Origin of the sequence: Streptomyces sp. MS06 (assembly GCF_047200655.1) — a bacterium.
Lineage (GTDB): Bacteria > Actinomycetota > Actinomycetes > Streptomycetales > Streptomycetaceae > Streptomyces.
Map to the genome: position 1 here is coordinate 1 of NZ_JBJZOJ010000024.1, position 20,456 is coordinate 20,456.

Below are 20,456 nucleotides of genomic sequence, written 5' to 3' on the forward strand. Positions count from 1 at the left end.
CCCTCCTCTCCCCCCCCCCCCCCCCCCCCCCCCCCCCCTCTCCCGTGCGGGGGAGTGCCCGCCGGTGCCGCGTCCGTGGTGCGGACCGGCGGACCGGTCTCAGCGCCGGGTGAAGGCCTCGTACTCCTTCATCACTTCCTCGGTCGGGCCGTCCATGCGCAGTTCGCCCCGCTCCAGCCACAGCACGCGCTCGCAGGTGTCGCGGATGGACTTGTTGCTGTGGCTGACCAGGAACACGGTGCCGGCCTCCTTGCGCAGTTCCCGGATGCGTTCCTCGGAACGCCGCTGGAACTTGGCGTCGCCGGTGGCGAGCGCCTCGTCGATGAGGAGCACGTCGTGGCGTTTGGCGGCGGCGATGGAGAAGCGGAGGCGGGCCGACATGCCGGAGGAGTAGGTGCGCATCGGCAGGGTGATGAAGTCGCCCTTCTCGTTGATGCCGGAGAAGTCGACGATGTCGTCGTAGCGCTCCTTGACCTCGGCGCGGGACATGCCCATCGCCAGACCGCCGAGGTGGACGTTGCGCTCGCCGGTCAGGTCGTTCATCAGGGCGGCGTTGACGCCGAGCAGCGAGGGCTGGCCGTCGGTGTAGATCTTGCCGTGCTCCACCGGGAGCAGGCCCGCCACGGCTTTCAGCAGGGTCGACTTGCCGGATCCGTTGGTGCCGATCAGTCCGATCGCCTCGCCCTTGTAGGCGATGAACGAGACCTTCTTCACCGCGTGCACCCGGCGCACCCCGGCGGCCTGCTCGGTCTGCTTGCGGCGCAGGATGCGGTTGAGGGCCGCGGTGGCGGAGCCGCGGCCGGAGCCGGTGCCGTTGACCCGGTAGACGATGTCGACGCCGTCGGCGACGACGGTGGGGATGCGTTCCGCGGGGGCTCCGGCGGTCTGCGGGTGCGGAGCCTGTGTCTGCTCGGGGATGTCGGTGAGGGTCTGCTCAGCCACGGCCGTAGGTCTCCTCTGCCTTCCAGAAGTAGATGAATCCGCCGACGCCGATGACCAGGGCCCAGCCCAGCGAGACCGCCCACACGTGCGGGGGCAGCTGGGATGCACCGTAGCTGTCGATCAGGGCGAAGCGCATCAGGTCGATGTAGACGGCTGCCGGATTGCACTGCAGCACGGTCACCAGCCAGTGCGGCAGGTCGCTGTTGCGCAGGGTGGCGTCGATGCTCCACATCACGCCGGAGGTGTACATCCAGGTGCGCAGCAGGAACGGCATCAGCTGGGCGATGTCGGGGGTCTTGGCGCCCATCCTCGCCATGATCATTGCCAGGCCGGCGTTGAACACGGACTGGAGCACCAGCGCGGGCACCGTCAGCAGCCAGGAGACCCCGACGGGCACCCCGAAGGCCAGCAGGATGACGATCAGCGCCGCCATCGAGAACAGCAGCTGCTGGAGCTGCTGCAGGCAGAAGGACAGCGGCAGTGCGGCGCGCGGGAAGTGCAGGGCCCGCACCAGGCCCAGGTTGCCGGAGATGGCACGGGTGCCCGCCATCACCGAGCTCTGGGTGAACGTCCACACGAACACACCCGTGACCAGGAAGGGCACGAAGTCGTCCACGCCCTTCTTGGTGCCCAGCAGGACGCCGAAGATGAAGTAGTAGACGGCCGCGTTGAGCAGCGGGGTCATCACCTGCCAGAGCTGGCCCAGCTTCGCCTGGCTGTACTGGGCGGTGAGCTTGGCGGTGGCGAAGGCCGTGATGAAGTGGCGGCGCGCCCACAGCCGGCGGACGTAGTCCGGCAGGGAGGGGCGTTCACCGCTGACCGAGAGGCCGTGCCGGGCGGCGAGCGCCGCGGGGTCCAGCTCGTCCGCGGTGCCCGGCAGCCGGGGCGGTGTGTCGAGAACCTGGCTCACATCCGCAGCTTTCGTTCGGGGGGAGGGGGGTCGCGCCGTGACGGTCCGCGGTGGGTACTGCGGTGGGCCACCGTGTGTTCCGGTTTCTCCGAACTGCTCCTACGTCGGAACGGGACCGTATCGTCGCAACGTGAGCGTAAGCCGATCCGACGTCGGAACGCAACCGTTTCGTCGCTACGCCCTATGCTGATGCCATGAGCACCAACGCCGACGGCTCACCGCCGCGTCCGCGCCGCCGGCCCGCCGGGGCCGCCGTCCTGCGCGAGGACGTGACGGAAGCCATCCGTGAGGCCGTCTTCGAGGAACTCGCCTCGGTCGGCTACGCGCGCATGTCCATCGAGGGCATCGCGCGGCGTGCGGGTGTCGGCAAGACCGCGGTGTACCGGCGGTGGCGGTCCAAGCTCCACCTGGTCCTCGACGTGGTGTCGGCGCTTGCGGTGATGGGCCTGCCGGTGCCGGACACCGGCAGTCTGGAGGGCGATCTGCGGCTGCTGTTCGAGGTGACCTCACGCGCCCTCCGCCATCCCGTGGCCTCCCAGGTCATCCCCGATCTGCAGGCCGAGGCGGCCCGCAACCCGGACATCGACGAGGCGATGCAGAAGGCGCTGCGCCAGGGGCAGGAGAGCGTCGCGAGCGGCATCGTGGCGGCGGCCGAGGCGCGCGGCGAGGTGCGCCCGGGGCTCGACCGCGAGCTGGCGCTGGACCTCATCTCCGGTCCGCTGTACTGGCGCTCGGTGGTCATCCGCGGTCCGAAGCCCGCCAGGGCGTACCTGGACGGACTGGCCCGCGCGACGTGCGAGGCCCTCAAGGCGCTCTGAGCAGGCGGCGCCGTCGGGTCCGCCCCCGCCGCCCGGGCGAAGGGCGTCGACGGCACCGCGGTACCGGACGGCGGCTGCACCGGGGTCCGGGCGACCCGGACGGGTGCGCTCCGCGGGGCCGGGGAGGGCTCAGGCGACTCCGGCGCCTTCGGCGAGCGCGGCGTCGTCGAGGGCGGCCGCGTCGAGCGCGGCGGTGAGCCGGTCGAGTCGTTCGCGCAGATCGCGCATCTCGTCGAAGTCGAAACCGGTGGCGGCGGCGATCTTTCGCGGCACCTGGAGGGCGTGCTCGCGCAGGGCCCTCCCCTCCGGCGTGAGCCGCACGTCCACCGACCGTTCGTCACGGGCGCTGCGCTCCCGCCGTACCAGCCCTGCCGACTCCAGTCGCTTCAGCAGCGGCGACAGTGTGCCGGAGTCCAGTCGCAGGTGCTCTCCCAGCTTCTTGACCGGCTGCTCGCCCCGCTCCCAGAGCACCAGCATCACCAGGTACTGCGGGTAGGTGAGGCCGAGGTCCTTGAGGGCCACGCGGTAGACGCCGTTGAAGGCGCGCGTCGCGGCGTGCAGGGAGAAGCAGATCTGGCGGTCGAGGCGGAGCCAGTCCTCTTCGGGGGCGGGGGAAGCGGTGCAGCTCGTCATGGCTCCAGGGTAGCCCTCGGGAAATTTAGTTGAGCACAATTGAATTGTGTGCTCTACTTATGGCCGTGAGGCGGCCGGAGAGGGCCGCCTGCCCGTGATCTGAGAGGGATGGACACCCATGGACGCGCTCTACACCGCAGTCGCCACCGCCACCCACGGCCGTGAGGGCCGGGCCGTCAGCTCCGACGGCAAGGTCGACCTCCAGCTCGCCGTGCCGGTGGAGATGGGCGGCACCGGTCAGGGCACCAACCCCGAGCAGCTCTTCGCCGCGGGCTATGCCGCCTGCTTCGCCAGTGCGCTCGGCCTGGTCGGCCGCCAGGCGAAGGTCGACGTGAGCCAGGCCGCCGTCACCGGTGAGGTCGGCATCGGCAAGCAGGGCGAGGGCTTCGGCCTGGCCGTGACCCTCCGGGTGGAGCTGCCCGACGGTGTCGACGAGGCCACCGGCCGCAAGCTGGTCGAGACCGCGCACCAGGTCTGCCCCTACTCCAACGCCACCCGCGGCAACATCCCGGTCGACCTCGTCATCGAGTGACCGACTGACCGAGTGAGCGCGTGGCCGAGTGACCGGGCCGGCGCGTGGACCGGGTGAAGGAGTGACCGGTCGCAGGAGTCACCGGTCGCAGGAGTCACCGGTCGACGGCAGGCCGGACCGGGTCCGACCCGGTCCGGCACCCGTTTCCGACCCGGTCCGGTACCCGTTTCCGACCCGGTCCGGGTCCGGCCCGGCGGCGATCAACCGACCCGGGCCAGCACCTCACCCGTCCGGTGGCTCCACGCCACCACCACCGCCTCCTCGGGCAGCGGGTCCCGGGGGCCCAGCAGCAGCCAGCGCACGTGGTAGCGGCGGACCACGGCGGCGCGCTCGGCGCGGGTCGAACCGGGTGCCAGATAGGCGCGCACGTCGGCCAGGCGCTGCCGCCGCCGCGGTTCCGGCAGCGCCGGGTCCGGCCAGGGCGGCGCGACGAGGTTCGGGCCGTAGCCCGCGATCGACCGGACCGCCCGGCGGCCGTCGGCGATCACCACCTCGCCGGGGGCCATGTAGCGCGCCGCCCACGCGTACGAGGGCCAGTCCGGCGGCTGCTCGGACCCCACCGGGTCCAGCCATCGCGGTACCACCGCCCCCGCCTGCACCGTGAGGAACCCCAGGCAGGCGCCCGCGGCTGCGGCCGCCGCCAGCGCCCGCCGCCCCGCGCCCCACGGCCGGGGCGCCGCCAGCTCGACCGCGAGCGCGAACTGCGGCGGCACGACGGCGAGTCCGAGGATCCTGCCGTAGGTGTAATGGCCGCTGACCCAGCCGTACGCCGCCACCGCGCAGTCCAGCACGAACATCAGCACCAGCGGGTCCCGCCACGACTCGCGCCGGACCCGGAGCCCCAGCGCGGGCAGGCCGAGCACCAGAGCGAGCCAGAACCGGCCGGGCAGATCGTCGTAGAGCTGCCGGTGCATCGCGTCCACGCTGCCGTCGGCGGGCAGCACGAACACGTCGAAGTACGGCCAGGCGGCGGCGACCAGCACGGCCGCCGCGGCGGCCAGCGCCCAGCGCGCCGCCACCGCCGCCCGCCGGCCGCGCTGCCACCCCGCGACGAGCGACACCCCGCCGATCAGAGCGGCCACCGAGGTGATCGGGTGGATCAGCGCGATCACCCCGTACAGCGCACCCAGCGCCGCGTAGCCGGCCAGGCCGGGCAACCCGTCGGGGCCGACGTAGCGCACCCTCCGCACGTTCCGCGCCCGGGAACCGGTCAGCGCCCACGCCCAGAACGTCAGCCCGATGGCGAAGGTCGAGGGATAGCCCAGGTTGCCGGTCATCGACAGCAGGCCGAGGTAGCCGCTCCACCACATCCGGGCGGTGCCCCACAGCAGGGTCATCGCGGCCAGCGCGAGCACCGGCGCCCACGACCGCGGGGTCAGTACGCGTACGAAGCGGCCCAGGCCGGTCAGCAGGACCAGCAGGTTCACCGGCCCGGCGAGCCGCACCACCGCCCAGCCGTGCCACCCGGTCAGCCGGGCGAACACGCCCTGCGCGACGGTGTACGGCGAGTAGTAGGGGCTGCCCGCGCCCGGCAGGTCGGCCATCGGGTGGCGGGGATGCAGCAGGTCGGCCCGGAGCCGCTCGATGACCGCCGCGTGCTGGCCGGCGTCGCAGCACAGCGGCACCCGCCAGTACGCCAGCGTCATCACCAGCCAGAACACCACGCCCGCGACCTGGTACGGGGTGGGCCGCCGGGGCCGGCCGCCGCGCAGGGCCGTGGCGCCCCGCGGCGGCAGCAGCGTGCCGGTGCTCACCGGACCGCGGCGCCGCGGGGCGTACCGGCCCGGCGGGACCGGCCGGGTGTGCGGGGCGCACGCCCGGGGCAGGGCGTGCATCCGGTGCAGGGCGTACCGGGCGTACATCGCATGCGGTGCATTGCTCTTATATGCCCGGTGCCGTCAGTGGTGCGCCCTCAGGTCACCGCATCGAGTGAGTTCGTCCGCGTCGGGGTCCGCCGGCCGGACGCCGTCCGTCCCCGCCCGGGTCCGTCCGTCCCCGCCCGGGTCCGTCCGTCCCCGCCCGGGTCCGTCCATCCCCGCCCGGGTCCGTCCCCGCCCGGGGCCGCCGGCCGGACGCCAGGTGGTCGGCCGGCTCGGGGTGGGCCGCGACGGACCGGGGGCCAGGGGCGTTCCCGCGGGGGGAACGGCGGCGGTCACCGGCGCTCCGCGGCGGACCCGGCGAGAGGACCCGCGACGGGACCCGCGACGGGACCCGGCCCGGTCGGTCGCGGCACAGCCGGCCGTGGCACAGCCGGCGCGGTGGCCCTGCCGGCGACCGGGGCACGCCCCCGCGCCGACTCCGCCGCCGACGGCACCGGATGGCGCTCGGCCGGCGGGATCACCGGCGGCAGGCCCTCCTCCCCGAACACCAGGCGGCGCACCACCCGCTCCGCCGCCCGCCCGTCGTCGTACGGGCAGAACCGCTCCCGGAACGCGGCGCGGAGCTGCGCCGAGCGCGAGCCCCGCCAGTGGCCCGAGGTGAAGATGTCGACCAGCTCGTCCTCGCTGCGCGCCACCGCGCCCGGCGGGAAGGACCGCAGGTCGAAGTAGGTGCCGCGGGCAGCCCGGTACGCGGCCCAGTCCTCGGTGTGGACCACGATCGGGCGGTCCAGGTTGGCGTAGTCGAACATCAGCGACGAGTAGTCGGTGACCAGCGCGTCCGAGGCCAGGCACAGCTCCTGCACCCGCGGATGGGCGGAGACGTCGATGACCCGCCCGGATCCGGGCACCGCCGGCCCGCCGTGCACCGGATGCGGGCGCGCCAGGACCACGAAGTCCGGTCCCAGGTCGTGCACCACCCGCTCCAGATCGAGGTGCGGGCGCTGGGTGCGCCGGTAGTCGCGGTACGTGGGCGCGTACAGGATCGCCACCGTGCCCGCCGGGACGCCGAGCGCCTCGCGGATCCGGGTCACGTCCGCGGAGGTCGCCTGCTGGAAGACGTCGTTGCGCGGGCTGCCGTACTCCAGGGTGGTGTACCGGCCCGGGTGGACCCGCTCCCAGGTGAGCGTGGTGTGGCGGTTCGCGGACAGCATCCAGTCCCACCGGCCCGCGTCCCGCAGCAGCTCCGCGACGTCCGCGCTCCGGCCGGCCGCCGGCCGCTCCAGCAGATCGAGCCCCATGTGCTTCAGCGGGGTGCCGTGCCCGGTCTGCACCACGACCTGGCCGGGCCGCCGGACCAGGCGCCCGTCGAAGCCGGCGTTGTCGACCAGGTACCGGGAGCGGGCCAGCGCCGTCCAGTAGGCGGCGGTGCCGGGCACCAGGCGCCGGGTCCCCTCCGGGACGGTGCCGCGGTGAGCGGGGCCGGCCACCCATGCCGTCCGCACCTGCGGGGCGTGCAGGCGGAAGGCCTGTTCCAGCGCCCCCGGTTGGCAGCCGTGACCGCCGCCCCACGAGGAGGCGAAGACGGCGCGGTCGGCACGCAGCGGCAGGCACCGCTGGACGCGGTAGTGCAGCCGCAGGGCGGTCGCCCGTACCGAGCGCGCCAGCCGGGCGGCCGCCTTCGCGGCGCGGCGGCGGCCGGCGGCGCAGGCGCGCAGCACCCGGTAGGTGCGGTGCAGACCGAACCGCACCAGGGTGTGCCGCGGGCGGGCCCGCAGCGGCAACCGCCCGGCCGCGGCCCGGTGGCGGCGGTAGTGGGTCCGCGCGGCGCGCAGGAACTCGGACCGGGCCCGGCGGCCCGTCGCGCCGGGCCCGTCGCGCAGCGGACCGGCCAGGAGCGACGCCACGTCGTCGACCATGCGGCGGAACAGCACCGGCCGCCACGCGGCCAGGTCGCTCCGCCCGGCGAGGAAGCCGAAGACCCGCTCGTACTGTGCGAACACGCCGGTGGGCCGGCGGTCCCCGGGGCCGTCCACCGCGTGCGAAGGCCGCCGCCGGACGCACACGCCGTCCAGCACGGCGATCGACTCCGCCGCCATCAGCAGCGGGAACGTCCACGCGACGTCGCCGTGGTCGCCCGGCGGGAAGGCCAGCCCCTGCCGCTCCACGAACTCCCGCCGCCAGGCCCTGGTCCAGGGAGCGGCCGGGGCGTGCAGCAGGCCGGGGCGGTCCTCCGGCCGGAACGGAGCCCGCCCCTGTGCGGCGAGACGCGGCGCGGAGGAGTCGCGGACCGCCTCGCCGCTCCAGCGGGTGCGGGCGAATCCGTGGACCAGCACGTCGGGTTCGCCGGCGTCCTTCACACGGTCGGCGAGCGCCCGCAGTGCGTGCGGCGCGAGGGTGTCACCGCCGTCCAGGAAGAGCAGGTAGTCGCCGAGGGCCCGGTCCAGCCCGGCGTTGCGTGCCGGGCCCAGGCCCCGGCTCCGCGCCAGGTGCACGGGGCGGACACGGGCGTCGCGGGCCGCGAACTCGTCGGCGAGCTCCCCGCAGGCGTCCGGCGAACCGTCGTCCACCACGATGAGTTCCAGATCGGTGTACGACTGGGACAGCACCGATTCCAGGCATCCGGAGAGGTGCGCCTGAACCTGGTGGGCGGGGACGATGACACTGAACCTGGGCAACGGGACATCCATGGGTCGGCCGGGGCGTTCTGCCCGCCAACGGCCGGCCGGGTGAGCAGGTCACGGCCCGGTACGGCATCCGGGGGACCACCGGTACGGCGAACAGGGGACGGCCCGGCGCGGCCTCCGGGCCCGCCTCACTTCACCGCGCCCGCCATGACGCCGGACACGAACTGCCGCTGGAACGCGAAGAACACGGCCAGCGGGATCACCATCGAGATGAACGCGCCGGGCGCCAGTACGTCGATGTTGTTTCCGAACTGCCGTACCTGCGTCTGCAGGGCGACCGTGATCGGCTGGCTGCCCGCGTCGCTGAACACCAGCGCGACCAGCATGTCGTTCCACACCCACAGGAACTGGAAGATGCCCAGCGCGGCGACGGCCGGACCGCCGAGCGGCAGCACCACCCGGGCGAACAGCCGCAGCTCGCCGGCACCGTCCAGCCGGGCCGCCTCCAGCAGCTCCCGCGGGATCTCCGCGAAGAAGTTGCGCAGCAGGAACACCGCGAACGGCAGCCCGAAGCCGACGTGGAACAGGACCACCCCGGCGATGCTGCCGAACAGGTGCAGCTTGCCGAAGAGTTCGGCGATCGGGATCAGCGCCACCTGCACCGGCACCACCAGCAGCCCGACCACGCCCAGGAACCACCAGTCGCGCCCCGGGAACTCCATCCAGGCGAAGGCGTAGCCCGCGAGCGCGCCGATCACCACCACCAGCACCGTCGCCGGGACCGTGATCAGCACCGTGTTGACGAGGGAGCCGGTGACGTCGCCGTTCTCCAGCAGCTTCCGGTAGCTGTCGAAGGTGAGCTGCGACGGCTCGGTGAGGACCGTCCACCAGCCGCTCGCGTTCATGTCCGCCGGCGAGCGCAGCGAGGAGACCAGCAGCCCGATGGTCGGCACCAGCCAGAACAGGGCGACCACGACGAGGAACACCCGCAGCGCTCCGCCGCCGGCCATCCCCGCCAGCCGGGCCCCGAGCGACCGCCGGGCCCTGACGACCGTCACCGGCCGGGCCGGCTCCGTGGGCCTTCCGGCGTCCGCCGTCATCGCCTGACCTCCCGCCTCAGCCTGCGGACGTTGAACCACATCACCGGAACGACCAGCAGCAGCAGGAACACCGCGATGGCGCTGGCCACGCCCGGTCTGCCCTCCGAGAAGCCCTTGCGGTACAGCTCCAGGGCGAGCACGTTCGCGTCGTCCTGGGAGGAGCCGGGGGCGATGATGAACACCAGGTCGAAGACCTTCAGCACGTTGATCATCAGGGTGACGGCGACCACCGCCAGCACCGGTGCCAGCAGCGGCACCGTGATCCGGCGGAACACCTGCCACTCGTTGGCGCCGTCGACCCGGGCCGCCTCCAGGAGGTCCCGGGGGATGCCCGCCAGGCCCGCCGAGATCAGCACCATCGCGAACCCCGCCCACATCCACACGTACGAGCCGATGATCGACGGGGTGACCAGGGAGGCGCCCAGCCAGTTCAGTCCGTTGTACGGCAGCCGGAAGTTGCTCGCCGGCAGCAGCAGCCGTGCCCCGTCCGCGGACGCCGGCAGCGTGAACGTGCCGTCGTCGGCGGCCCGCGTCGACGCCACCACCCTGCCGTCCTTGACCGCCTCGATCCGCATCCCCGGGTAGCCCAGCTCCGAGGGGTCGACGCCGCCCGGTTCGCCGGAGCCCCTGCCCCGGGTGAAGTCCTGCCAGGTGGTGCCGCTGATCCTGCCCGGCTCGGCGGCGGGTACCGCGGCGGGCCGGGCGCTGCCGGGTATCCGGTCGGGCGCGACGCCGACCAGGGGCAGCGCGACGGCGTCCCCGGTGTGCACGACCGCCCGGGTCCGGAAGCCGCCGCCGGGAGCGGGCTCCAGCGGGGAGTCCCGGCCCGGGTGCGCCTTCGGGAAGGCGGAGGACTCGGCGAAGGTGTCGTGCACACCCACCCACACCGCGTTCGCCACGCCCCGGTCCGGGTCCTGGTCGTAGACGAGCCGGAAGATGATGCCGGCGGCCAGCATGGAGATCGCCATCGGCATGAAGACGACCAGCTTGAACGCGGTGCCCCAGCGCACCCGCTCGGTCAGCACCGCGAAGACCAGCCCGAGCGCGGTCGCCACCGTCGGGGCGAACACCACCCAGATCACGTTGTTCCTCAGCGCGGTGCGGATGCCGTCGTCGGTGAACAGGGCCCGGTAGTTGTCGATCCCGGTGAAGGTGTCGCCGGACCGGTCGTAGAGGCTGCGGAGGACCGAGTAGCCGATCGGGTAGACCACCAGTGCGCCCAGCAGTACGAACGCGGGCAGCAGGAAGAGGACCGCCACCGTTCTGCGGGTGCCGGTCACACTCCTGCGGGAACGACGGGGAGCGGGGGGTGCGGCCGCGGTCCCGGCGCCACCCCCCGGCGCTGCCGACGCCACGTCGTCAGTTCCCGTAGGCGGCGGCCGCGTCGGCCTCCAGCCTGCGCTGCGTGCCCGCCACGTCCGACGGGTTCTTCAGGAAGTCCTGCAGGTCCTTCCACTCACCCTTCCCGGGGGTGCCTCCGAACGCCTGCGGGGCCTGGTCCGACATGTCGAACCGGAAGTCGTCGCCCGAGGCGATCAGGGACTTGGCGATGGTCTGCTGCACCTGGTTCGGGTAGGCCGAGATCGGCACGTTCCGGTTCGGCGAGAGGTAGCCGCCCAGCTTCGCCTGGATCGTCGCGGCGTCCGGCGAGGCCAGGAACCTCACCAGGGCCTGGGCCCCCGGGGAGTCCTTGAGGATCACCGCCGCGTCGCCGCCGGTGACCACGGGCGCGGTGCCACCCACGGACGGGAACGGGAACACCTTCGCGCCGCTGCCCACCTTCGACTCGGTCTCCGCGATGTTGACCTGGACGAAGTCGCCCTCGTAGACCATGGCCGCGGCGGGCTGGTCGCCCCCGGTGAAGGTCTGCGTCACGGACTTGGGGAACTCGACCTGCAGCGCGCCGGTGGGGCCGCCCGCGACCCAGTTCTTGTGCCCCCACACCTGGGCGAGCGTCGTCAGGGCCTCCTTCACCGAGGGATCGGTCCACTTGATCCTGTGCTGGGCGAGCTGGTCGTACTTCTCCGGCCCCGCCTGGGAGAGGTAGACGTTCTCGAACCAGTCGGTGAGCGTCCAGCCGTCGGCACCGGCCACGGAGAACGGTGTCACACCCGAGTCGTACAGCGTCTGCGCGGTGCTCAGCAGGTCCTGCCAGGTCTTGGGCTCGCTCGCGCCCGCGTTGTCGAAGGCGGTGGCGTTGTACCAGATCAGCGACTTGTTGGCGGCCTTGTAGTAGGCGCCGTACTGCTTGCCGTCCACCTTGCCGATGTCCTGCCAGCCCTGCGAGTAGTTCTTGGCGAGCTCCGCGCGGGTGCCGGCGTCGAGCGGTTTGGCCCAGCCCTTGTCGACGGCCTGCCTGATCGCCCCGGGCTGCGGCAGCATCGCCACGTCCGGCGGCTGACCGCCGGCCACCTTCGAACCGAGGAAGTTGACGATCGGGTCCTGGGCGGGAACGAAGGTGATCTCGGCGCCGGTGCGCTTCTCGAACTCGGCCAGTACCTTCTTGAAGTTGTCCTGCTCCGCGCCGGTCCACACGGCGGCGACCTCCAGGGTCGTCCCGTCCAGCTTCGGCAGGTCCGGGCCGCCGCCGCTCGCGGAGCTCTCGGGGCTCTCGCCGCCGCCGCTGCCGTCGTCGCTGCCGCCGCAGGCGGTGAGCGAGAGTGCGAGGGCACCCGCGGCGAGGACCGCCGCCGCCCGCGCGGCCCTGCTTGTCCGGTATGTGCTGCTCGTGCTGCGCATGACTGCCCCGTTCTCCGTCCGTCGTCGAACGCCGAGCGCTGTCCCGTTCGCTCCGGTGTACGCCCGGCGACCGGGGTCGGCAAGACCGCGAACCATGTCAAGTAGGCGATCGTGACCGCGTTGTGACGCAGCGTCATGCGACTTTCGCGGGGGTGTCCCCGACGCGGGGCCGCCCCCGGGCCGTAGTCGATGCGGGGCCGCCCCCGGGCCGTAGTCGATGCGGATCTGTCGACGACGGCCCGGGGGCGGCGTGAGCGGAGCGGCACCCCGAGGCGTGCCGACGGCTCAGACCGGCAGCTTCCAGTTCTGGGCGGCCGAGCCGTTGCAGCCGTACAGCTGGAGCTGGGTGCCCACCGCGGTCGAGGAGCCGGGGTCGTCCAGGCACAGCCCGGACTCGGGGTTGACGAGCGATCCGTCGGCCCCCGGGGCCCACTGCTGGGCGCCGCTGCCGTTGCACGTCCACAACTGGATCAGGGTGCCGTTGGTGGTCCCGCTGTGATCCGCGTCCAGGCACTTGCCGAGGGCGCGGATCGTCCCGTCACCGGCGATGATCCAGTCCTGCGCATAGGTGCTGTTGCAGTCCCAGATCTGCACGTGGGTCCCGTCGGCGGTGCCGGAGGAGGCGACGTCCACGCAGAGGTGCGTGCCGACCGAGGAGTTCAGGGGGCCGATGCGGGGCGACGCCGGGGCCTCGGTGCCACCGGCGTAGGACGGCGGCGCCGCGGACGCCGCGGTCGCCCAGGAGGTGTCGGGGCTGGTGCCGAGGGTGAAGTCGAGCGTGCCGCCGGCGGTGATCGCCGCCGTGGGGGCGTAGGCGTTGTTCCAGGCGGCGCCGTTCCAGGCCGCGGACTGCACGTAGGGCGCGTCGTCCGCCGCGCCGTCGCCGTTGACCGTCAGCTTCGCACCCGACGGGAGGGTGACGACGGCCCGGGTGAACAGCGGTGAGCCCAGGGCGAGATCGGAGGTGCCCGGGGTCTCGGGGAACATGCCGAGCGCGGACCACACGTACCAGGCGCTCATCGCGCCGAGGTCGTCGTTGCCGTCGGCCAGCCCGCCGGGGGTGTTCGCCCAGATCCGGTCCTGGATCGCCCGCACGGTGCCCTGCGTCCTGTACGGCTGCCCGGTGTAGTCGTACTCCCAGGGCAGTTCGATGCTGGGCTCGTTGCCGACCCAGGCGTAGCCGTGGGCGCCGGTGAAGCTGCGCAGCACGGTGTCCAGGTAGTGGTTCATCGCCGTGTTGCCGCCCTTGGCCCGGGCCAGGCCCGCGATGTCGAAGGGGACCATGCCGGTGTAGATCCAGGAGTCCGCCTCGACCATGTCGGTGCCGCCGGTGGGGTCGAAACCGCCGGTCCACGTGCCGTCGGCGTTTCGCGGCTGGACGAAGCCGGAGGCCGGGTCGAGCACGTTGCGCCAGTCCTGGGCGCGGCGCGCGTACGTCTTCTGGTCGGCGGTGTCGCCGAGCGCCCCGGCCATCGCGGAGAGCGCGAAGTCGGCGGTGTCGTACTCCAGCGTGGTGGCCACCGGACCGTAGAAGTTGCAGCAGCCGTAGCTGCCGTCGTGCGGCATGTACCCGGGTGAGTTCAGGTAGTCGAGGCCGGGGCGGTCGTTGTTGGCGGTGCTCGCCTGCTCGACCATGTCGGCGAGGGCGGTCCTGGTGTCGAAGTCCCGGGCGCCGAAGGCGTAGTAGTCGGCGATGACGGCGTCCGCCGGGTCGCCGACCATGACGTACGACTCCCCGTTGTTCTCGGACCACTTGGGGAAGACGCCGGTCTGGGCGTAGTCGTCGACCATCGACTGCGCGGTGTCCGACGCCACCCGGGGGGCGAGCAGGGCCTCGAGCTGGGCCTGCGAACGGTAGATGTCCCAGCCGGAGTAGTTGGCGTACGCCGCGTCGTGCCCCGCGTCCACCGTGTGGGTCCTGCCGTCGAAGCCGTGGTACCGGCCGTCGGTGTCGCTGATCACGTTCGGGTGCAGCAGCGAGTGGTAGAGCGCGGTGTAGAAGGTCTCCTGCTGTGCGGCCGTCCCGCCGGCGATCCGCACCTTGCCGAGGGCGCTGTTCCAGGCGTTCCGTGCGGCGGTGCGGGTCCCGTCGAAGTCCCAGCCGGGGTTCTCCGCCGTCCGGTTGGCGACGGCGCCCGCGGCCGAGACGTAGGAGACGCCGACCTTGGCCTGGACGACCGGGTCGGACGTGGTGTCGAAGGTGACGTATCCGTTCGAGGCGGCGGCGTCCGGGGAGGTGCTGCCCTCGGCTGTCCGCGAGGCCGTCGTCCCGGGGGCCTCGCCGTGCAGCACCGGCTCGCCGGGCTGGTCGGCGGCGCTCCCGGACGCCGTGTCCGGCTGGGCGGGCTCGACGGCCGGCGCCTTCGCGAGGGAGCTGCCCTGCGAGGAGAAGGGCTGGTCGAAGACCATGTCGAAGTACACGGTGTACGTGTTGCCCGCGCCGCAGAAGTGGCCACTGGTGACCCGGCCGCTCACCTCGGTGTCCGAGACCTTGGTGAACTGCGTGGCAGAGGCGCCGTTCTGGCTGCCCGTCAGCTTGAAGACCAGGTTGGCCCGGTCGGTCCTCGGAAAGGTGAAGCGCGCCATGCCGCTGCGGGTGGTGGTGGTCAGCTCGGTGGTCACCCCGTTGTCGAGCGTGACCTTGTACGATCCGGCCGACGCGGACTCGTTCGCGTGTGAGAAGGCGTCCGTGGCACTGGTGCTCACAGCCCCCACCGTGGGCAGGACCGGAACGTCACCGGCCGCGCCGCAGCCGGGCCCGGCGATGTGGGTCAGGCTGAAACCGGTGATCGACGAGTCGTTGTACTCGTAGCCGCCGCCCGCGGGCCGCGACGGCGTGTCCGGGCTCCACTGCACCATGCCGAACGGCACGTCGGCGCCGGGGAAGTCGTTGGCCTGGTTCGATGTCCCGATGAACGGGTTGACCACGGTGGCGGGAGAGGTGACGAAGGCCGCCTCTCCGGCCGCCCACGCGGGTGCGGACAACCCGGCGGCGGCCAGCGCCGCCGCCGCGAGCAGGCCGATCGCCGCGGTTCCTGGAGGTCTCGGCAGTCGTGTCATCACGGAGAGTTCTCCTCTACTCGGAGCGAGAGGCCGACAACGTTGTCTCCGTTGCGACGCGAGGACGCGGGCGTCCGGGCGGGGGACGGGGTGACAATCTGACAACGTTGTCAAGCCCTGGAGACTGAGGTGCCTGACGGGGGCGCTGCGATGGCACCCAGGGCGTGCGACGCCCGGGGTGCCGACGTGAACCGTCCGCGAAGCTAGCTATCGGGCAGGGGCATGACAATAACTCCGGCAACGGTGCGGGCCCGGAGGTCGCTGCGAGTGGATGGTCGGCGGCCCGGAAGAGGTGTTCCGGTTCGCCGGATTCGCGGTGTTCCAGTGGCGACTCGCGCAGCGATCCGGAAGCGGCGCCCCGGGTGCCCGGCCGGCTTTCCGGGTGCCGGTGCCAGGCGGCCGCGATGTCCGGGCTTCAGCCATGGGTGCCGTCTGAGTGCCGTCTGATCAGCCGCCGACCGCCACGACCCTCCCCACACCCCCTAGAGCAGTGGAGGCACTTCGGACGCCGACACCTCGCGGGCCGCCCGCTCCAGAGCACTGGCCAGCAGGGCCAGGTCGGTGGGGCCGTTGCCCAGTTCCCGCACCGGGCGCCGGGCGGGTGGATCGCCCATCCGGTGCCACTCCAGCGGGACGACGGTCGGCCGCAGCGTCGCCGTCCGCGGGATGCGCCCCGAGACGCGCCCGCCCTGGAACGGCGTGGTCCGCCCGTCCGGGCCGGCCAGGCGGCCCCGCCCGGGCGCCGGATCCTGCGGTTCGGAACCGGGCTCGTCGAGTGCGATCCGCAGCGAGGCCCGCCGGGCCGGCTCCGACTCGGACGTACGGTCGTCCGGACCGGTGGCCGCCACCAGGTGCACGCCCAGCCGTTCACCCTCCCGGGCCACCGCCTCCAGCGCCCGCATCACCGAACCGGCCGCGGGCCGGCCCGGAGCGCCCAGCGGCGGTGAGACCAGCGCGTCCAGATCGTCCACCACCACCACGAGCCGGGGCAGCGACGGCGGGCTCTGCGCCTGCCGGCGGGCGGCCGCCCTGGACGGGCGCAGGCGGAGCGTCGAACTGGGCGGGGTGTCCAGGTCCGCGGCGCCCGTGTCCGCGGACACCGGGGTGCCGGAGTCGCCGGAGTCGCCGGAGGCGGCGGAGGCGCCCGCGCCGCGGTCCGCGGTGCCGCCTGGAGCGGCGGTGGCCGGGGTGTCGGCGGCCGCCGCGGGAGCGCTGGTCCGGACGCCTCGCGCGGGCGTCCGGGTGCGCTGGGCGACGATCCGGCCGGACGCCTCGCTCCGCCCGTGCCACTCGGCGAAGTCCGAGCGCCCCAGCAGCTCCGACCTCCGCTTCAGCTCGGCACTCAGCGCCTGCGCGAACTCCCGCATCCGGACCGGGTCCCCGGCGGTGAGGTAGGTGGTGACGTGCGGGACGTCGGTGCAGGCCCGCAGCCCGTCGCCGCGCCCCCCGCCCGCGGTGCCGGCCCGGTCCCGGCCGTCCATCAGCACGACGGCGAGCCGGTCGGGGCGCTCCGCCGAGGCGAGCGAGGCGACGACGGCCCGGAGCAGTTCCGTACGCCCGCTGCCCGGCGGCCCCTCGACGAGCAGGTGCGGCCCGTCGGCGACCAGGTCCGCGCCCACCGGCCCGCGCGGACCGGCGCCCAGCACCGCGCGGGCGCGTCCGCCGGGCACCTTCGTGTCGTCGGCCGCGTCCGCCCAGCGCGCCATCAGGGACGCCGGAGTCGCCCTGGCCAGCCCCAACTCGTCCAGCAGCCGCGCCGACTGGGGCAACGGCGCCGCCACGCGGGTCCGCCGCCCGCCCGCACCCTCCGGACGCAGCGGTGCCAGCGCCCGTGCGAACCGCTCGGCCCAGAGCGGTGAGACCGCGTCCACGGTGGCGAGGGTGCCGTTGCCGACCGGGGCCGGGTCCGGGGTCTCCCGGTCGGGCCGGGCCACCCGCAGCAGCCGCAGGGTGGTGGCCACGTCGCCGCTGAGCAGCGCGACGGCGCCGCAGGCCCGGAACGGGGGCGAGACGGCGCAGGCCGCCTCGTACGTCTCCGCCACCGGGGAGGTCGGTGAGACCGGGTCGGTCTCCGCCAGGCACACCACGTGTATCCCGGCGCGCGGGCCTTCCAGCGCCAGCCGGGTCACCGCCTCGCGCAGGCCCGGGCCGCCCGGGTCCCCGTCGACCAGGACGACGGTGTACGGACCGGCGAAGGCGGTGGCGCCCTCCGGACCGGTCGCGGCGCCCTGGGGGCCGTCGTCGGCGCGGGCCCACGACGGGCGCCGGGCGGGTGCCGCGGTTCCCGGGGCGCGGTCGGCCGAGGCGGTGGAGTCCGCGGGGTTGGGGAGCGGGCCCGCGTCGGTCGCCGTCCGCGGGTCCGGGTGGTCCGCCAGGCGGCGCAGGAGTTCGTCGGTGCGTGCTGCCGCCTGCTCCCGGTCATGGGCGAGCAGCAGACGGCAGTCCTGGCCGTGCCCGGGCCGCAGATGGGGCAGCCAGCCCAGCCAGGCCCACTCCGCAGTGCGGTCCTGAAGCGGGCGGACACGGTCCACGCTGATCAGGACGATTTCCAGTGCGTCGGGGGAGTGCAGCGCGGCGAGCTGTGCCACCACCGCGCGGGCCAGCCCGGCCAGGCGCGGGCGCGGGCCGGCCAGACCCAGCGCGCCCGCCTCCCGCAGACCGGCCGTCACCGGGACGGCCGGCAGCAGCCCCGAGCCGTCCGAGGCGGCGCGGTCGGCGGTGCCCAGCCGCACGGTGAGCGCCTCCGGGTGGCCGGGCCCCCGTTCCCACAGCCGCGGGCCCGGGCCCAGCGCCGTCAGCAGCAGCGTCGCCGGGTCGGGCCACCGCTCCGGCACCCGGATCGGCTGCGGCAGGTCGGAGGTGGTGGCCCGCTCCTCGTCCTGCGCTCCGGTGCCGACCGCGGCCGCTGCCTCCGGCGCACCCCGCCCGCCGGCCAGCCGCCGGGCCCACGAGGTGAGCCCGCCCCGCCTGCGCACGTGCTGGGGCACCTCGGTGCCGCGCGGTGGCGTCGGTTTGCGGCGCGCGCCGGGGACCGCACCGGACGGTGCGCCCGACCCCGGGGCACCGGTCAGGGCGGAGTCACCGGAAACCCCGGAGGTGCCGGGAGTTCCGGAAGCACCGGGGGCGGTGGGATCGGCGGAACCGGCCGGCAGGCGGGAAGGGGCGGAAGGGGCGGAAGGAGCGGAGGGGACCGGGGAGTCGGGCGAGGGGGACGGGGCGGGGACGCGCTCCCCGGCCGCGGGGCCGGACCGGCCCTGCCGGCCGTCCGACGCGTACGGGCCGTCCGACGCGTACGCGGCGTCCGGGGTGTACGGGCGGTCGTCCGGGGTGTACGGGCCGGCCGGGGAGCGAGGGTCGGGACGACCCGGCGCGCCCTGCCGACCCGGCCCGCCGGACGCAGCCCGCGGGGCCGCGGCACCCGGCGCCGGGAGCGGGCTGCTCGGTCCGCCCACCGCCGCCCGCGGGTCGGGCGTGCCGGGCGGCGAAGCCTGCCGCTCCGGTCCCCTCGGGAAGCCGCGGAGACCCTCCGGGCCGGGCGTGGTGCCCGGGGGAGACGGTGCTGCGCCGGCCGCCTCACCCTGCGAGGGCAGGCGGACGCCGGCGCCGTGGGTCTCCGGCCCGCCGGCGTGGGTCTGCCCCTGGGCGGTCCCCGGCCCCGAACCATGGCCGGACTCGTGCCCGGACCCGTGCCCGGACTCGTGCCCGGACCCGTGCCCGGACTCAAGGCTGTTCTCGTGGCCGGACCCGTGCGCGCGCCCCGGCCCGGCCGCCCACTCGGACGCGGGCTCCGCTCCGGACCCCGGCTCCGCTCCGGACGCGGGCCGGCCGAAAGCCGTGCGTGCCCGGTTGCCGGGGAGACCCGCATCCGGGTCCCCGACCTCCTGCACGCGACCGCCGCCACCGTGGGCCTCGCCGCCGCGGAACCTGCCGCCGTGGGCCTTGCCGCCAGGGGCCTCGCCCCTGTGTCGCTCACCACCCGGTGGCCGGCCCCCGGGTGCCCGCCCGCCCGCGGTCACCTCGCCGGGGCTCTCATCGGGGCTCTCATCGGGGCTCGCACCGGGGTTCTCACCGGGGTGGAGCCCGGTGCCTCCGAGTCCGCCGCCCCGGGGCGGGGCGGGCCGCGGCCCGCCCTGGCCCGGGAGCCGCGGCTGCCGCACGGGGCGGTGCGCGCGGGCCTCGGGGGCGTGCCCGGAGCTGCCCCAGTCCGTGGCGCCGTAGTCGTGGGCGGCGGGGTCCGGCGGGGCGGCCGTACGTGCCCGGGCGCCCTGGATCCCCCGGTCGCCGACGGTGGCCGCCCCGGGGCCGGTCACCGGGTCCGGGCCGACGGCCCGGACCGCTGCGGGGGAGCCGATCACCCCGTCCGCGGTCCCGGCCAACCCGTCGGCCGGTTCCCCGGCCGGTTCCCCGGGGCAGGGAACGCGTACGTGTCCCTCCCCGTCCGGCGCCGTCGCCACCCGCGTACCCGGCCCGCCGGCGGGCGCCACCCGCAGGGCGGACTCGCCGATCCGCAGCAGCGCACCCGGTGGGAACCGCACCGGCCGCCCGCCCACGCGGGTGCCGTCCAGTTCGGTGCCGTTGGTGGAGTGCAGGTCCGCGACGGAGACGCGGCCGTCGGACGCCAGGGTCACCGCGCAGTGCAGCCGGGAGACGTCCGGGTCGTCCAGCGGGACGTCGGCGTCGGCGGAGCGGCCGACGCGGACCTCGCCGCCGTGCAGCAGGTGCACCCCGCCCGCGTCGGGCCCCGCCACCACGTGGAGCTGGGCCGGGGCGTCGTCCAGCTCGGGGTGCGGCTCGGGCTGGACGGGCGTGCCCAGCGACAGGACGGCGCCGTCGGTCAGCGGGGGCTCCCCCAGGGTGCAGCGGGCTGCGTCCAGCCGCTGCGCGCCCGCGTACAGGACCACCGGTCCGCCGGAGTCCCGGCCGCGCTCGCCCGCGGTGCCGCCGCTCTCCCCGGACACCGCCGCCGCCAGCCCGGACGCCACCGCGGCCAGGGCCGTGCCCGCGGGCGCGGTCACCAGCACGTCGCAGCTCGCGGCGCGGTCCCGGCCCCCCGCCTCGGCGGCTGTCCCCAGCGGGTCTACGACGGTCAGCCGGATCTGCATCGACGTCTGCGATCCCTTCTGCGCGCACGGGAGCTGCCCCCCACCCCTGCACGAGCACGTCGGTCAGTACTGCCCGCATCCTCGCACCCGGCACCGACAACGCGCTCGCACTCCGGGAAGAAGTGATCTTGATTGGTCGGCTCTGCCCGCAAAAGTGCCTGACCGATGGAGTGCCG

12 protein-coding genes are annotated in these 20,456 nt (G+C 74.5%); 2 read left to right on the forward strand and 10 right to left on the reverse strand.

The features are described from left to right. Positions 1-99: 99 nt before the first annotated feature. Entirely contained in the window at positions 100-918 is an 819-nt protein-coding gene (locus tag ACL02U_RS15165) for an ABC transporter ATP-binding protein (RefSeq protein WP_412791421.1), read from the reverse strand. 16 nt (positions 919-934) lie between these two features. Then, complete coding sequence (locus ACL02U_RS15170) at positions 935-1,852, reverse strand: ABC transporter permease (RefSeq protein ID WP_412791337.1); 918 nt, start codon at positions 1,850-1,852, stop codon at positions 935-937. 194 nt (positions 1,853-2,046) lie between these two features. On the opposite strand from ACL02U_RS15170, the gene ACL02U_RS15175 reads away from it, so the two are divergent. Further along, positions 2,047-2,670 carry a TetR/AcrR family transcriptional regulator gene (locus ACL02U_RS15175; protein ID WP_412791338.1) on the forward strand — a complete coding sequence of 208 codons (624 nt, stop codon included), beginning with the start codon at positions 2,047-2,049 and terminating at the stop codon, positions 2,668-2,670. A 129-nt stretch (positions 2,671-2,799) separates the two neighbouring features. On the opposite strand, the gene ACL02U_RS15180 is transcribed toward ACL02U_RS15175, so the two are convergent. Beyond that, on the reverse strand, positions 2,800-3,303 hold the full coding sequence (locus ACL02U_RS15180; protein WP_412791339.1) for a MarR family winged helix-turn-helix transcriptional regulator: 504 nt from the start codon (positions 3,301-3,303) through the stop codon (positions 2,800-2,802). A 118-nt stretch (positions 3,304-3,421) separates the two neighbouring features. On the opposite strand from ACL02U_RS15180, the gene ACL02U_RS15185 reads away from it, so the two are divergent. Further along, positions 3,422-3,835, forward strand: a complete 414-nt coding sequence (locus ACL02U_RS15185; protein WP_412791340.1) for an organic hydroperoxide resistance protein — start codon at positions 3,422-3,424, stop codon at positions 3,833-3,835. A gap of 200 nt (positions 3,836-4,035) precedes the next feature. On the opposite strand, the gene ACL02U_RS15190 is transcribed toward ACL02U_RS15185, so the two are convergent. The 7 genes from ACL02U_RS15190 to ACL02U_RS15220 form a co-directional block, all read right to left on the reverse strand. Beyond that, complete coding sequence (locus ACL02U_RS15190; RefSeq protein WP_412791341.1) at positions 4,036-5,697, reverse strand: hypothetical protein; 1,662 nt, start codon at positions 5,695-5,697, stop codon at positions 4,036-4,038. A 290-nt stretch (positions 5,698-5,987) separates the two neighbouring features. Continuing rightward, positions 5,988-8,330 carry a CDP-glycerol glycerophosphotransferase family protein gene (locus ACL02U_RS15195; protein WP_412791342.1) on the reverse strand — a complete coding sequence of 781 codons (2,343 nt, stop codon included), beginning with the start codon at positions 8,328-8,330 and terminating at the stop codon, positions 5,988-5,990. A gap of 137 nt (positions 8,331-8,467) precedes the next feature. Next, complete coding sequence (locus ACL02U_RS15200; protein WP_412791343.1) at positions 8,468-9,379, reverse strand: carbohydrate ABC transporter permease; 912 nt, start codon at positions 9,377-9,379, stop codon at positions 8,468-8,470. Further along, positions 9,376-10,659, reverse strand: a complete 1,284-nt coding sequence (locus ACL02U_RS15205) for a carbohydrate ABC transporter permease (protein WP_412791344.1) — start codon at positions 10,657-10,659, stop codon at positions 9,376-9,378. Before ACL02U_RS15205 ends, ACL02U_RS15200 begins: the two co-directional genes overlap by 4 nt. A 79-nt stretch (positions 10,660-10,738) precedes the next feature. After that, entirely contained in the window at positions 10,739-12,118 is a 1,380-nt protein-coding gene (locus ACL02U_RS15210) for an ABC transporter substrate-binding protein (RefSeq protein ID WP_412791345.1), read from the reverse strand. Between the two features lie 285 nt (positions 12,119-12,403). Next, positions 12,404-15,178, reverse strand: a complete 2,775-nt coding sequence (locus ACL02U_RS15215) for a lectin (RefSeq protein WP_412791346.1) — start codon at positions 15,176-15,178, stop codon at positions 12,404-12,406. Between the two features lie 482 nt (positions 15,179-15,660). Then, positions 15,661-20,280 (reverse strand): FHA domain-containing protein, encoded by a 4,620-nt coding sequence (locus ACL02U_RS15220; RefSeq protein WP_412791347.1) that lies wholly within the window; start codon positions 20,278-20,280, stop codon positions 15,661-15,663. Between the last annotated feature and the right edge of the window lie 176 nt (positions 20,281-20,456).

Bases quoted from the DNA above. Each gene is read 5' to 3' on its own strand.
- ACL02U_RS15175 (WP_412791338.1), top strand. From the start codon at position 2,047: ATGAGCACCAACGCCGACGGCTCACCGCCGCGTCCGCGCCGCCGGCCC.
- ACL02U_RS15180 (WP_412791339.1), bottom strand. From the start codon at position 3,303: ATGACGAGCTGCACCGCTTCCCCCGCCCCCGAAGAGGACTGGCTCCGC.
- ACL02U_RS15185 (WP_412791340.1), top strand. From the start codon at position 3,422: ATGGACGCGCTCTACACCGCAGTCGCCACCGCCACCCACGGCCGTGAG.
- ACL02U_RS15190 (WP_412791341.1), bottom strand. From the start codon at position 5,697: ATGTACGCCCGGTACGCCCTGCACCGGATGCACGCCCTGCCCCGGGCG.
- ACL02U_RS15200 (WP_412791343.1), bottom strand. From the start codon at position 9,379: ATGACGGCGGACGCCGGAAGGCCCACGGAGCCGGCCCGGCCGGTGACG.
- ACL02U_RS15210 (WP_412791345.1), bottom strand. From the start codon at position 12,118: ATGCGCAGCACGAGCAGCACATACCGGACAAGCAGGGCCGCGCGGGCG.
- ACL02U_RS15215 (WP_412791346.1), bottom strand. From the start codon at position 15,178: ATGACACGACTGCCGAGACCTCCAGGAACCGCGGCGATCGGCCTGCTC.
- ACL02U_RS15220 (WP_412791347.1), bottom strand. From the start codon at position 20,280: ATGCAGATCCGGCTGACCGTCGTAGACCCGCTGGGGACAGCCGCCGAG.